The organism is Ottowia massiliensis, from assembly GCF_900240305.1.
GTDB classification, from domain to species: Bacteria; Pseudomonadota; Gammaproteobacteria; order Burkholderiales; family Burkholderiaceae_C; genus Ottowia; species Ottowia massiliensis.
The window spans coordinates 597,110-610,576 of record NZ_LT964854.1 but is presented as its reverse complement, the minus strand read 5'-3'; the positions used below and the strand labels follow the sequence as shown (position 1 = coordinate 610,576).

15 protein-coding genes and 1 tRNA gene are annotated in these 13,467 nt (G+C 64.7%); 15 read left to right on the top strand and 1 reads right to left on the bottom strand.

Features of this window, described 5'->3' with window-relative positions:
- The first annotated feature begins 45 nt into the window (after positions 1-45).
- From leuC to azu, 12 genes are all read left to right on the top strand, one after another.
- Positions 46-1,551: a 3-isopropylmalate dehydratase large subunit gene (leuC, locus tag C1720_RS02720; protein WP_102283145.1), complete on the top strand. Its 1,506-nt coding sequence runs from the start codon at positions 46-48 to the stop codon at positions 1,549-1,551.
- Positions 1,552-1,769: 218 nt separating this feature from the next.
- Positions 1,770-1,907, top strand: a complete 138-nt coding sequence (locus C1720_RS02715; protein ID WP_102283144.1) for an entericidin A/B family lipoprotein — start codon at positions 1,770-1,772, stop codon at positions 1,905-1,907.
- Between the two features lie 190 nt (positions 1,908-2,097).
- Positions 2,098-2,571, top strand: coding sequence for a GNAT family N-acetyltransferase (locus C1720_RS02710; RefSeq protein ID WP_102283143.1), 474 nt, complete (start codon positions 2,098-2,100; stop codon positions 2,569-2,571).
- Positions 2,572-2,600: 29 nt separating this feature from the next.
- A complete protein-coding gene (locus tag C1720_RS02705; RefSeq protein WP_102283142.1) occupies positions 2,601-3,005 on the top strand; it encodes a hypothetical protein in 405 nt (134 codons plus the stop codon).
- Positions 3,006-3,060: 55 nt separating this feature from the next.
- On the top strand, positions 3,061-3,705 hold the full coding sequence (gene leuD / locus C1720_RS02700; protein ID WP_102283141.1) for a 3-isopropylmalate dehydratase small subunit: 645 nt from the start codon (positions 3,061-3,063) through the stop codon (positions 3,703-3,705).
- Positions 3,706-3,913: 208 nt separating this feature from the next.
- Positions 3,914-4,984, top strand: a complete 1,071-nt coding sequence (leuB, locus tag C1720_RS02695) for a 3-isopropylmalate dehydrogenase (RefSeq protein WP_050715680.1) — start codon at positions 3,914-3,916, stop codon at positions 4,982-4,984.
- A gap of 8 nt (positions 4,985-4,992) precedes the next feature.
- Positions 4,993-6,051 (top strand): aldo/keto reductase, encoded by a 1,059-nt coding sequence (locus C1720_RS02690; protein WP_050716538.1) that lies wholly within the window; start codon positions 4,993-4,995, stop codon positions 6,049-6,051.
- A 326-nt stretch (positions 6,052-6,377) separates the two neighbouring features.
- On the top strand, positions 6,378-6,875 hold the full coding sequence (locus tag C1720_RS02685; protein ID WP_050715681.1) for an aminoacyl-tRNA deacylase: 498 nt from the start codon (positions 6,378-6,380) through the stop codon (positions 6,873-6,875).
- A gap of 58 nt (positions 6,876-6,933) precedes the next feature.
- Complete coding sequence (locus tag C1720_RS02680) at positions 6,934-7,644, top strand: AzlC family ABC transporter permease (RefSeq protein WP_102283139.1); 711 nt, start codon at positions 6,934-6,936, stop codon at positions 7,642-7,644.
- The gene (locus C1720_RS02675) at positions 7,641-7,940 is read left to right on the top strand and encodes an AzlD family protein (RefSeq protein WP_050715683.1); all 300 of its coding nucleotides are present in this window, start codon (positions 7,641-7,643) and stop codon (positions 7,938-7,940) included. Before C1720_RS02680 ends, C1720_RS02675 begins: the two co-directional genes overlap by 4 nt.
- Before the next feature lie 152 nt (positions 7,941-8,092).
- Positions 8,093-9,472 carry an NnrS family protein gene (locus C1720_RS02670; protein ID WP_102283138.1) on the top strand — a complete coding sequence of 460 codons (1,380 nt, stop codon included), beginning with the start codon at positions 8,093-8,095 and terminating at the stop codon, positions 9,470-9,472.
- Between the two features lie 159 nt (positions 9,473-9,631).
- Positions 9,632-10,081, top strand: coding sequence for an azurin (gene azu / locus C1720_RS02665; RefSeq protein ID WP_050715684.1), 450 nt, complete (start codon positions 9,632-9,634; stop codon positions 10,079-10,081).
- Between the two features lie 317 nt (positions 10,082-10,398).
- Here the strand turns inward: azu and C1720_RS02660 are convergent, their stop codons facing one another.
- Positions 10,399-11,349 carry a S49 family peptidase gene (locus C1720_RS02660; RefSeq protein WP_102283137.1) on the bottom strand — a complete coding sequence of 317 codons (951 nt, stop codon included), beginning with the start codon at positions 11,347-11,349 and terminating at the stop codon, positions 10,399-10,401.
- Between the two features lie 355 nt (positions 11,350-11,704).
- Between C1720_RS02660 and C1720_RS02655 the strand changes: the two genes are divergently transcribed.
- From C1720_RS02655 to hslV, 3 genes are all read left to right on the top strand, one after another.
- Positions 11,705-11,779, top strand: a tRNA-Val gene (locus C1720_RS02655).
- A 71-nt stretch (positions 11,780-11,850) separates the two neighbouring features.
- Complete coding sequence (locus C1720_RS02650) at positions 11,851-12,507, top strand: HAD family hydrolase (protein ID WP_102284460.1); 657 nt, start codon at positions 11,851-11,853, stop codon at positions 12,505-12,507.
- Between the two features lie 389 nt (positions 12,508-12,896).
- Positions 12,897-13,442 (top strand): ATP-dependent protease subunit HslV, encoded by a 546-nt coding sequence (gene hslV, locus C1720_RS02645; protein WP_050716540.1) that lies wholly within the window; start codon positions 12,897-12,899, stop codon positions 13,440-13,442.
- The last annotated feature ends 25 nt before the right edge of the window (positions 13,443-13,467 follow it).

The window sequence follows — 13,467 nt, the reverse complement described above, 5'->3', positions numbered from 1 at the left end:
CTTTGCTTCCCCCGTTTTTTTTGACACGCAAGAGAAAGAAAAACCATGACCCACGCCGACCCCCGCACCCTGTATGACAAGCTCTGGGACGAGCACGTCGTCTCCACCGAAGAAGACGGCACCGCCATCCTCTACATCGACCGCCACCTGGTACACGAAGTCACCAGCCCGCAAGCCTTCGAGGGCCTGCGCGAGGCGGGGCGCAAGGTGTGGCGCATCAGCTCCATCGTCGCCACGGCCGACCACAACACGCCCACCACCGGCTGGGAAAAGGGCCTGGCCGGCATTGAAGACCCCATCAGCCGCGAGCAAGTCATGACGCTGGACGCCAACGTGCGCGCCAGCGGCGCGGCGGCCTACTTTCCCTTCCTGAGCCAGCGCCAGGGCATCGTGCACGTCATCGGCCCCGAAAACGGCGCCACGCTGCCGGGCATGACCGTGGTTTGCGGCGACAGCCACACCAGCACCCACGGCGCATTCGGCGCGCTGGCGCACGGCATCGGCACCAGCGAAGTCGAGCACGTCATGGCCACGCAAACGCTGCTGGCCAAAAAGGCCAAAAACATGCTCATCCGCGTGGAAGGCCAGGCCGCCCCCGGCATCACCGCCAAAGACATCGTGCTGGCCATCATCGGCAAGATCGGCACCGCAGGCGGCACGGGCTACACCATCGAATTTGCGGGCAGCGCCATCCGCGCCCTGAGCATGGAAGGGCGCATGACCGTGTGCAACATGGCCATTGAAGCGGGCGCGCGCGCCGGGCTGGTGGCCGTGGACGAAAAAACCATCGACTACTTCAAGGGCCGCCTGCTGGCCCCCGGCACCGACGCGGCCACCGGCCAGTTCACGGGCGGCCCCGAATGGGAGCAGGCCGTGGCCTACTGGCGCACCCTGCACTCCGACCCCGGCGCGCACTTTGACGCCGTGGTGGAGCTGGACGCCGCGCAAATCGTCCCGCAAGTCACCTGGGGCACCAGCCCCGAAATGGTGCTGGGCATAGACGGCTGCGTGCCCGACCCCGCGCAAGAAGCCAACGCCTCGCGGCGCGGCGCCATCGAGCGCGCGCTTGCCTACATGGGCCTGACGCCCGGCAAGGCGCTGCGCGACATCGCCATCGACAAAGTCTTCATCGGCAGCTGCACCAACAGCCGCATCGAAGACATGCGCGAAGCCGCCGCCATCATCCGCCGCCTGGGCCGCAAGCTCGCGCCCAACGTCAAGCTGGCGATGGTTGTGCCCGGCTCCGGCCTGGTCAAAAGGCAGGCCGAAGCCGAAGGGCTGGACAAAGTGTTCACCGAAGCAGGCTTCGAGTGGCGCGAACCCGGATGCAGCATGTGCCTGGCCATGAACGCCGACCGCCTGGAGCCGGGCGAGCGCTGCGCCTCCACCAGCAACCGCAACTTTGAAGGCCGCCAGGGCGCGGGCGGGCGCACCCACCTCGTCAGCCCCGCCATGGCCGCCGCCGCCGCGCTGCACGGGCACTTCGTGGACATCCGCGAGCTGGGCGCAGACGACGCGCGCGCCGCGCCTCATGCCAGTGAAACGGTTTAAAAAGCAGAGCAAATTCAGGAGCCAGAAAACGGCGTTCGCGCACTGTCCACCAGGACATCACGCTATGGAAGCAGGAGCGAAATCAGCGCCAAAACCAGCGCGCCGGCCCAGCCCGGCCCAAAGGCACAATGCCCATGCCGCCGCACGAGAAGAAAGCTCCACGCAAGCCTCGCGCGCTCCCCGCGCGGCGGCACATCCACTCACCAAAGGAGAGAACCATGAAGAAAGCCACCCTCGCCCTCTTTGCCGCCCTGCTGGCCGCCCTCACGCTGGCCGGCTGCAACACCGTGCACGGCCTTGGCCAGGACGTGCAGGCGGGCGGCCGCGCCATCGACCGCGCCGCCGACCGCCACTGAACGGCGCGGCCTCTTGCCCGCGCCTCCTGGCGCAGCACGCAGGGCAAGGGGCCGTTTCTGTTCTTCGTTTCCGCTCTTCATTCCATAGCATGATGTCCTGGTGGGCAGTGCGCGAGCGCCGTTTTCCCCTCTTTGGATTTGCTCCTTTTTTTAAGTCTTTCATGCGCAGTCCGGACCGAAGGAAACGCCCATGACCATCCGCCGCGCCCAAGCCCAAGACCAAAAACGCATAGGCGAGCTGCTGGATCAGGTGCACGATATTCACGCCCGGGCGCGGCCCGACATTTTCAAAATTGGCCGGAGAAAATATCCGGACGCCGAACTTGAAAAACGGCTGGCCGACGCGCAAAACCCCGTTTTTGTTTATGAAGACGAAAATGGCGCCGTGCAAGGCTATGCCTTTTGCGAACTGCAGGAAACGCAAGGCCACCCTTCATTGGCCGGCCGGCGGGTTTTGTATCTGGATGATTTGTGCGTGAACGCCGCCTGTCGTGGTCAGCATATTGGCAAAAGGCTTTATGAATATGTTCTTGAATATGCCCGCCGCGAGCAATGCGACAGTCTGACGCTGAATGTATGGCAGGCCAATGAAAGCGCGTCCGGGTTTTATCGCAAGCTGGGCCTTGCGCCGCTCAAAACGCTGATGGAGCAGCGCCTTTCCTGATTTTTTTGATTTTCTGACGGAGTTTTCTCATGCGTTTTCATTTTCTGGTTTCAGCCGCCTTGCTGGCCGCCGCCCTGCCTTTGCAGGCCCAGGCCCAAAACGGGCGCGCCTGCATGATCGAGTCGCCCATCCAGACGCTGGGCGCGCCCACGGTCATTACCGATTGCCTGCAAGGCCGCAAGGGCACAAGCCGCTCCGCCATCAAGGACCGCTGCGAAGGCGTGGCCTGGAACAACGCGGGCGGCATGGGCCGCAGCAACAGCGTCAATCTCACCTGGCTGCCCCAATGCCCCCGGCGCGATGCCGACGCCGTGTGCCGGGGCGCGTATGAAGGCGAATTCGACACCTGGCACTATGGCCGCAACGAGGGCCAGCTGGCCTCGCTGGCCGAGGAGTGCGAGGCCGGCGGCGGCCAGTGGGAGGAGTTTGAATAAGGCCGGCCTGCCGCCTTTTGCCGTTTTTTTCCGTCTTCCGCACACTGCAAATCTCATGGACAAATTCACCCTTCACACCGGCATCGTCGCGCCCATGGACCGCGAAAACGTGGATACCGACGCCATCATCCCGAAGCAGTTTCTCAAGTCCATCAAGCGCACGGGCTTCGGCCCCAACCTGTTTGACGAATGGCGCTATCTGGACAAGGGCGAGCCGGGCATGGACCCCGCCAGCCGCCAGCCCAATCCTGACTTCGTGCTCAACCAGCCGCGCTACGCAGGCGCTTCCATCCTGCTGGCGCGGCGCAACTTCGGCTGCGGCTCCAGCCGCGAGCACGCGCCCTGGGCCATTGCGCAATACGGCTTTCGCGCGCTCATTGCCCCCAGCTATGCCGACATCTTCTTCAACAACTGCTTCAAAAACGGCCTGCTGCCCATCGTGCAGCCCGAAGAAGTGGTCAGCCAGCTTTTTGCCGAAGTGGCCGCTACGCCCGGCTACCGCCTCACCATCGATCTGGAGCGCCAGCGCATCGTCAAGCCCGACGGCAGCGAAATCGCCTTTGACGTGCAGCCCTTCCGCAAATACTGCCTGCTGGGCGGGCTGGACGACATCGGCCTGACGCTGCGCCACCAGGACGGCATCCGCGCCTTCGAGGCCCGCCGCCTGGCCGCCAAGCCCTGGCTGGCGCACACGCTCTGAAAGCCTGCCAGCAGAATCATTTGCTCCCGGAACCATAGCTGCCTGCGCTGATTTCACAAGGGCTGGAAAGGCGTGATGCCTTTTTTGCCCCCTTTTTTGAAGGCGTATCCGACGCCAGCGCCCGCCAAATCAGCGCCAGCAGCTATGAAATCGGAAGCAAATAGCTTTCTTTCCCCTTTCCTCCACTCCTGAAAAGCGAAAGCGCCCCATGAAAATCGCCCTTCTGCCTGGCGACGGCATTGGCCCCGAAATCGTGGCCGAGGCTGTCAAAGTTCTCAAAGCCCTGGCCCTGCCCCTTGAAATGCAGGAAGCTGCCGTGGGCGGCGCGGCCTACGCCGCCTGCGGCCACCCGCTGCCCGAAGCCACGCTCAGGCTCGCGCAAGAGGCTGACGCCGTGCTCTTTGGCGCCGTGGGCGACCCCCGATACGACCAGCTGGAGCGCCATCTGCGCCCCGAGCAGGCCATCCTGGGCCTGCGCAAGGCGCTGGGGCTGTTTGCCAACCTGCGCCCGGCCATTTGCCACGCGCCGCTCACGCACGCCTCCAGCCTCAAGTCCGAACTCGTGGCGGGGCTGGACATCCTCATCATCCGCGAGCTGACGGGCGACATCTACTTCGGCCAGCCGCGCGGGCGCCGCAGCGCCCCCGACGGCCCCTTTGCCGGCAGCGAAGAAGCCTTTGACACCATGCGCTACAGCCGCCCCGAAATCGAGCGCATCGCCCACGTGGCCTTCCAGGCCGCGCAAAAGCGCCAGGGCCGCGTGACCAGCGTGGACAAGGCCAACGTGCTGGAAACCTCGCAACTGTGGCGCGACGCGGTGTGCGACGTGCACCGCCAATACCCCGGCGTGCAGCTCGATCACATGTACGTGGACAACGCCGCCATGCAGCTGGCGCGCGCGCCCCGGCAGTTTGACGTCATCGTCACCGGCAACCTCTTTGGCGACATCCTCAGCGACGAGGCCGCCATGCTCACCGGCAGCATCGGCATGCTGCCCTCGGCCAGCCTCAACGACAAAAAGCAGGGCCTGTACGAACCCAGCCACGGCAGCGCCCCCGACATTGCCGGCCAGGGCATCGCCAACCCGCTGGCCACCATCCTCAGCGCGGCCATGATGCTGCGCTTCAGCCTGAACCAGCCCGAAGCCGCCGCCCGCATTGAAGCGGCCGTGCAGTCCGTGCTCGCCCAGGGCCTGCGCACGCCCGACATTGCCAGCGAAGGCACGCGCAAAGTGGGCACGCGCGAAATGGGCGACGCCGTGGCGGCGGCGCTGGCATGAGCCGGCCCATGAAACCCCTGACGCCCATCGCCCTCGGCCCGCTGCGCGTGACCCCCATCTGCCTGGGCGCCATGACCTTTGGCGAACAGGTGAATGAGGCGGACGCGCACGCCATACTGGACCGCGCCGTGGAGCGCGGCGTGACCTTTCTCGACACGGCGGAGATGTACCCCGTGCCCCCCAGCGCTGCCACCGCCGGGGCGACGGAAACCTTCATGGGCCGCTGGCTGCGCCAGCGCCCCGGCATGCGCCAGCGCGTGACCCTGGCCACCAAAGTGGCCGGCCCCGCGCGGGACATGCCCTGGCTGCGCCCTGGCAAGGGCATGACGGCCGCCGACATCATCGCCTCCTGCGAAGGCTCGCTGCGCCGCCTGCAAACCGAAGTCATCGACCTCTACCAGATTCACTGGCCGGAGCGCCATGCGCCCCGCTTCGGGCAGATGTATTACGACCCGGCGCAAGAGAGCGCGCAAACGCCCATCCTGGAGCAGCTTCAGGCCCTGCAAAAGCTGGTGCAGGCGGGCAAAGTGCGGGCCATCGGCCTGTCCAACGAAACGCCCTACGGCGTGCACGAATTCGTGCGCCTGGCCGAGGCCCACGGCCTGCCCCGGCCCGTGAGCGTGCAAAACCCCTACTGCCTCACCAGCCGCGCCTACGACAACGGGCTGGACGAAACCTGCCACCGCCTGGGCGTGGGACTGCTGGCCTACTCGCCGCTGGCCTTCGGCCTGCTGACGGGCAAATACGACGCCACCGGCTTTGGCGTGCCGCAAGCGCCCGCTGGCCGCATGAACGGCGAGCGCGCCAAAAGCCAGCGCTGGGGCCGCCCGCAGGCTTTTGAAGCCGCCCGCCGCTACAACCGCCTGGCGCGCGAAAACGGCCTCACGCCCACGCAAATGGCGCTGGCCTTCTGCTACCGCTCCTGGCGCGTGGCCAGCACCATCATCGGCGTGACCTCGCTGGCGCAACTGGACGAAGACCTCGACGCCTGGAGCGTGACGCTGCCGCCTGACCTGCTGCAAGCCATCGACGCCATCCGCCTTGAAATGCGCGACCCCGCCAGCTGAGAGACTGCCCGCCATCTGTCCGTGGGAGCAAAAGCGCGGACTCAAGGCGCTTTGCGGCGCGGCCAATCCTCGCCGGGCTGCCAGACCCGTCTGCGCCTTGCTGCCCATCCCGGCCTGCACTGCCGCCCCTCGCGGCAGGCCCCCTTCCACTGCACGGCATCAAAAACAAGAGCAAATTCAGAGGGGTGAAAAAACCGTTTTACGCAGATTCCACTAGGACCTCATGCTATGGATAAAATAGCAAAATACGCCTGCTTGCCCACTGCTGCCAGCCCCCGCCCATTCCGCGCCGCGCGCCCCTTGCGGCCAGGCCATGAACCAGCGCCATGAAAAAAGAACGCCACGTCAGCCAGACGCCCGCCACCGTCTGGCTGCGCCAGCACGGCGTGCCCTACACCGGCCACGCCTATGACTACCAGCCCCACGGCGGCGCCCTGCAAGGCGCGGCGGCGCTGGGGCTGAGCGCGCACGCCGTGATCAAAACCCTCGTCATGCAAGACGAGCACGCCCGTCCGCTCATCGTCCTCATGCACGGCGACCGCAAAGTCTCCACCCGGCAGCTGGCGCGGCAAATTGGCGTCAAAACCGTGCAGCCATGCGAGCCTGCCGTGGCCGAACGCCACAGCGGCTACCAGGTTGGCGGCACTTCGCCTTTTGGCACGCGCCGCGCCATGCCCGTGTATGTCGAGCAAAGCATCCTGGAGCTGCCCCAAATCGCCATCAACGGCGGCCGCCGTGGCTTTATTGTGCAAATCAACCCGCAGGCCTGCGTGCAGGCGCTGGGCGCGCGGCCTGTGCATTGCGCCATCAGCCTGGACGAATGAGCCTGTTTTTGAATTTCATTTTCCTTGCATTTATTTTTCGCATTTATTCGCATCGCACATGACTGAAAATGACTCATCCCGCCTGGAGTTTTTTCGCGGCGCGCGGGAAAGCGCACCCATGCTGATTGGCCTGCTGCCTTTTGCCATTATTCTGGGCGTGCAAGGCGGGCAAAAAGGCATGAGCTGGCTGGAAATGCTGCTGATGACGGGAATGAATTTTGCTGGCGGCTCCGAATTTGCCGCCGTGAATTTATGGGCGCATCCGCAGCCCATATGGCTGATCGCCACCGTCACATTCATGATCAATTCGCGCCACATACTCATGGGCGCGGCGCTGGCGCCTTTTCTGCGCGATATGCCATTGAAAAAAGCGCTGCCCGCCCTGTTTTTCATGTGCGATGAAAGCTGGGCAATGGGCCTGGGGGAAGTGCGGCGGCGGCAGGCGCTGGGGCTGCCTTCGTTCAATTTGCCGTTTTACGCGGGCGTTTGCGCCATTTTGTATTCCACCTGGATTGTTTTCGCGGCCCTGGGCGCGGCGGTGGGGCCGCTGTTTGGCGACGTGGCGGCCTGGGGCTTTGGCATGGCGTTTCCCGCCGTTTTTCTGGTTTTGCTTCGCGGCATGTGGAAAGGATTTTCAGCGGCGCTTCCCTGGCTGGTGAGTCTGCTCGTGGCGGCGCTGACTTACCGGCTGGCGCCGGGCGCGTGGTATGTGCCGGCGGGGGCCTTGTCGGGCCTGGCGGCGGCGTATTTCCGCAGCGGTTCAAAATGATTTCGCTCGAATCCTTTCTGGTTTTTCTCAGCATGCTGGGCGTGACTTATTCCACGCGGCTGATGGGTTTTTTCGCCTTGCGCAATCGCACATTGAGCCAGCGCGCCGCCAGCGTCATGCAAGCTGCGCCCGGCTGCGTGCTGATTGCGGTGATCGCCCCTTATTTCGTTTCCGACAAGCCGCACGAGCTGATTGCCATTGCGCTGACGGCGGCGGCCGCCAGCCGCCTGCCCATGCTGCCCACGGTTTTGCTGGGCGTGGTTTCGTCCGGCCTGCTGGGGCATTGGATGAAATAGCTTTTGAAAGCGCGGCAGAGCAGCCCGCCGCCCGACAATGCGCGGGTGATGGCGCGCGGGTTCATGATTGCGCCTGCCGCGCCTGCCGCGCCTGCCGCGCCTGCCACGCCTGCCACGCCTGCCGGTTTTTTTGACTGTTGCTTTTTGCCACGATGCCTGCCGCTTCCCCAAACGTTTCTTCTGCGCTGCTTTCCCAAGGCGCCCGCCCGGCCTGTTTTTCAGCCCGCTTCTGGCAGCTGGCGCATCCTTTGTGGCTGTGCCCGTTCAGGCCGATGTTCGCGCTGGCGATGCTCTCGGGCTGGGGGCTGATGGCGGCCTGGGGGGCTTTTCTGTTTTGGGGCTGGCCGCTGCCTGCGGTGGCGGGCGGGCCATTTGTGTGGCACGCACACGAGTTGCTGCTGGGCTTTACGCTGGCGGCGGCGGCGGGTTTTGCGTTGACGGGCGTGCCTGAATTCACGGATACGCCCGCCTTTGCCGCCGCGCCGGTGCGCTGGCTGGCGGGGCTGTGGCTGGCGGGGCGGGTGGCCTTTTGGTGCAGCGGCTGGTGGCCCGTGGCGGCCCTGGCGGCCTCGGCCCTGGCGCATTTGGCTTTCATGGCGCTGCTGCTGGCGCTGCTGATGCCCCGGCTGTGGCGCGCGCCGGAGCGCAGGCATCTTTCATTCGCCTGGACGCTGGCGCTGATGATGGCGGCCACGGCCGGCTTTTATGCCGATGCCTTGCGCGGCGAGCCGCCCATGCGCTGGCTGCATGGGCTGCTGGGGGCGCTGATGGTGCTGATCATCGTGGCGATGAGCCGCATTTCCATGAGCATCGTCAATGCCAGCATTGACGACAGCGAGGCGGCGCGTCGCGCCGTGGAAAGCCGCCAGCAAGACCCGGAATACGAGGCCACGCGCGAGACGCGCCGCTACCTGGCCCGGCCGCCGCGCCGCAATCTGGCCATGCTGGCCATTGCCCTGTTTACCGCCGCCCAGTGGTGGGAGCCGGGCGCGCGCACCAGCGCCTGGCTGGCCCTGGCCGCCGCCTGCGCCGTGCTGAACCTGATGGGCGACTGGCACGTGGGCCGCCCGCTGCTGCGCCCCTGGCCGCTGATGCTGTATGCGGCTTACGCCTTCATGGCGGCGGGCTACGCGCTGACGGGTGTGGGGTTGCTGACGGGGCTGCCGCCGAATGCGGGGCTGCATTTGCTCACGGCAGGGGCGCTGGGGCTGTCGGTTTTCGTGGTGATGTGCATTGCGGGCTACACGCACAGCGGGCTGGAAAAAAACGGCCGCCCCTGGGTGCTGGCGGGCGCGGCCCTGGTGGCGGCCAGCGCCGTGCTGCGCGCCTGCGCCTACGCGCTGGATGCCACGGCGCTGCTGATGGGCGCGGCCGCCCTGCTGTGGTGCGCCGCCTTCGCGCTGATGAGCTGGCGCATGCTGCCCGTTTTCTGGCGCCCGCGCGCCGACGGGCAAGGCGGCTGCGATGGCGTGCTGGACACGCCGCAAGAAGCTGCCTTCGCGCCTGCGGATTCAGCTCCGCTATCTCCATGATGGGATGACAGGTTTGGGCGCGCCGTCCTCTAAGCGACGTGCGGCGTTGCGAAGAGGTCGCAGCCGTTCTTGAGCAAACGCGGCGCATGCGCCATAGAATGCGCGCTGGTTCCGGGTTTGTTCGCCTGGTTCCGTTTTTCCACAGAAAGGACATTCATCATGACCAAAACCGCTCTGCGCGCCCTCGCTGCCGCTGCTTTGATGGCAACCGCTGGCTTCGCCCATGCTGCCTGCGACGTCACCGTTGAAGCTGGCGACAACATGAAATACAACACGAAGGAAATTGCAGTCGATAAGAGCTGCAAGGAATTCAAGGTGCACCTCAAGCACGTGGGCAAGATGAACAAAGGCTCCATGGGCCACAACTTGGTTATCACCAAGACCGAAGACATGAAGGGCGTGATCGGCGACGGCATCAAGACTGGCGCTCCTGAATACGTCAAGCCCAACGACGAACGCATCGTGGCCCACACCAAGATGCTGGGCGGCGGCGAAGAAGACACCATCACCGTGGACATGTCCAAGGTCAAGACCGATGGCGACTACTCCTTCTTCTGCTCCTTCCCCGGCCACAGCAGCGTGATGAAGGGCAAGCTCAAGTTCTCCTGATCGCAGGCTGAGCTTTCCATCTCGCTCCCGATGAAAAAACGCCCGGCTTCATGCCGGGCGTTTTTGTTGGCGCAAGCGGAGCGTCTGGCTGCGGGACAGGGCGGCCCCCTCGTTCTGGTTCACTTTTGCCTCCCCGCTTTTTCTGCACCCCTTTGCTGGCGGGCAAGCTCTGATCAGGATTCTAAAAACAGGAGCAAATTCAAGCCCTTAAAAATGGCTTCAGCGCCCGTTCCACTAGGACATCATGCTATGGAACAAAGAGCAAAAACGGCCTCTGCTGAACCCATTCACGTCCAGGGCGCGCGCTGACAGCGCCTTCAGCGCAAAGCCACACTGCGCAGGGCCGAGACGGCGCCTTGCCCGATGGCCGCGCCCAGGCGGCGCGTCAGGCGCTCGAACACCTTTTCTTCCGGCGTGTAGTCCACCAGCTCCTCGGCCTTGACCACTTCGCGCGCCACGCCGTCCACGCTGCCCAGGCTGTCGGCCAGGCCCATATCCACGGCCTGCTCGCCTGTCCAGAACAGGCCGCTGAAGGTGTCGGCCGTTTCCTTCAGGCGCTCGCCCCGGCCCTGCTTGACGGCGGCGATGAACTGCCGGTGTATCTGGTCCAGCAAGGTTTGCGCGTGCTGGCGCTGGGCGTCGCTCATGGGGCTGAAGGGGTCGAGAAAGCCCTTGTTGCCGCCCGCCGTCAAAAGCCGCCGCTCGATGCCCAGCTTTTCAAGGCTGCCAGTGAAGCCAAAGCCGTCCATCAGCACGCCAATGCTGCCCACCACGCTGGCCTTGTTCACGTAAATCTTGTCGGCGGCCGAGGCAATGTAGTAGGCGGCAGAAGCGCAGGTGTCTTCCACCACCGCGTAAACCGGCTTGTCATGCAATTCGCGCAGGCGGCGGATTTCGTCGTACACCAGCCCGGCCTGCACCGGGCTGCCGCCGGGCGAATCAATTTGCAGAACCAGCGCCTGCGCGCCTTCATCTTCCATCGCGCTGCGCAGTGCGGGCAGCAGCTGTTCGGCATTGTTTTCGCTGTCGCTGGAAATTTCGCCCCGGATGGAAATGACCGCCGTGTGCAGCCCCGCAGGCGCAGCGTTTTGCGACTGGCTGATCATCACGGCCGCCAATCCCGCGACAAGCAGCATCCATAGCAGCGTTTTGATCACGCGCCAGCGCCGCGCGGCCCGGCGCTCACGCGCGTCAGCCAGCAGCAGCTTCTCCAGCGCCCGCCTCTCCCATTCCGGTGAACGCGAGAGGATTTCGGTATCCGTTTTCATTGAAAGCCTCGAGAGTGAGCGAAAGCGCGGCAGTATGCCAGCCCGCCCGGCTGGCAGAAGCGGGGGCGGAGCTGCCTGCTTTTTTCAGGACCTGTTCATGATCTGGCCGTGAGAGGCAAAAGTGCGGAATCGGAATGGGCCGCAAGGCGCAAACGGCAGAAGAGCTTCGTGGCCCATTGAGAGATTCGCAATGTCCACGAACGTTTGTGGTCACGCTTTTTTCTCCGGGTCGTTTTCAAGGGGCCTGAATGCGCGCCTTCTTCTTGTTTGCTGCGGCAGCCCGCCATGCCAGAGCGTGAAGCCTGAAGAAATCCGCTACAATCTCGCGCTTTACTGCCTGCGCTGCAAGGCAGACGGGTGATTAGCTCAGCGGTAGAGCACTGCCTTCACACGGCAGGGGTCACATGTTCGATCCATGTATCACCCACCACACACTCAGGCGCCTGGCTTTGCGGCCAGGCGCTTTTTTTGTGGCCCAGCGCCTGCTCTTTCAAGCTGCCCATGCCCCGCCGCTTTGACCTCATCTGCTTCGACTGGGATGGCACCCTGTTCGACTCCACCGCCCTCATCGTCCGCGCCATCCAGCAGGCCGTGGCGGATGTGGGCGGACAACAGCCCAGCCGCGAAACCGCCGCCTACGTCATCGGCATGGCGCTGGCGCCCGCGCTGGCCCATGCCGCGCCTGATGTGCCGCCCGAAAAACACCCGCTGCTGGCCGAGCGCTACCGCCAGCACTACCTGGCGTGTCAAAACGATATCAGCCTCTTTGACGGCGTGCGTCCACTTCTGGCCGAACTGAAGGCGCGCCACCACTGGCTGGCCGTGGCCACCGGCAAAAGCCGCCGGGGGCTGGATGGCGCGCTGCGCCTGGCCGGGCTGCAAGCGGCCTTCGACGGCTCCCGCACCGCTGACGAAACCGCAGGCAAGCCCAGCCCGCTCATGCTGCACGAGCTGATGCGCGAATTCGGCTGCGACCCCGGGCGCACGCTGATGATTGGCGATACCACGCACGATCTGCAAATGGCCCGCAACGCCGGCTGCTGCGCCGTGGCGGTGAGCTATGGCGCGCACGACAGCCCGGCTCTGGCCGCGTTGGAGCCGCTGCATATCGCCCATTCCGTCTCCAGCCTGCGCCGCTGGCTGAGCCAAAACGCCTGACGCCGCCTCATGAAAAGCGGAGAGCGCTGCCTAATTCAGCTCCTATATCAATAGCGTTACGTCCTAGAGGACACTGCGCCAAACGGCATTTTAGCCCCCTTGAATTCGCTCTCTTTTTAATGCTTTTCAGCCTGCGCGGCCAGCTGTTCCAACCGGGCCTGCGCTTGGGCAGTGAGAACCTGTTCAAAGTCTGTCTGTAGGCGCGAAAAATGCGGCTCCGGGTGGCCTGCCGCGTTGCAAATCCTCGCTGGGCACAAGGCTCATCTCGAACCACACTTTTGCCCCTCACGGCCGGACTCCGAACAGGTTCTGAAAACGGGTTTCCCGCTTGAATCGCCGCCTTCGCGCCTTCCCTTGTGAAATGCCTACCTGCCCCCATTTCGCGCGGCATGCAACAGTTTCACGGCACCACCATTCTCAGCGTGCGCCGCCAGACTCCTGAAGGCTGGCAGGTCGCCCTCGGCGGCGACGGCCAGGTCACGCTCGGCAACATCGTCATCAAAGGCTCCGCCCGCAAAGTGCGCAAGCTCCATCACGGCAAAGTGCTGGCCGGCTTTGCTGGCGCCACGGCAGACGCCTTCACGCTGTTCGAGCGCTTTGAGGCCAAGCTGGAAAAGCACCAGGGGCACCTCACCCGCGCCGCCATCGAACTCACCAAAGACTGGCGCACCGACCGCGTGCTGCGCCGCCTGGAGGCCATGCTGGCCGTGGCCGACCGCGAAGCCTCGCTCATCATCACCGGCAATGGCGACGTGCTCGAACCCGAGCAAGGCATCGTCGCCATCGGCTCCGGCGGCCCCTATGCCCACTCCGCCGCCAAGGCGCTGCTGAACAACACCGATCTGGGCGCAGAAGACATCGTGCGCAAATCGCTGGCCATTGCGGGCGAGCTTTGCATCTACACCAACATGCAGCACACCATCGAAACGCTTTGAATTCGCTCCTGGTTCCATAGCGATA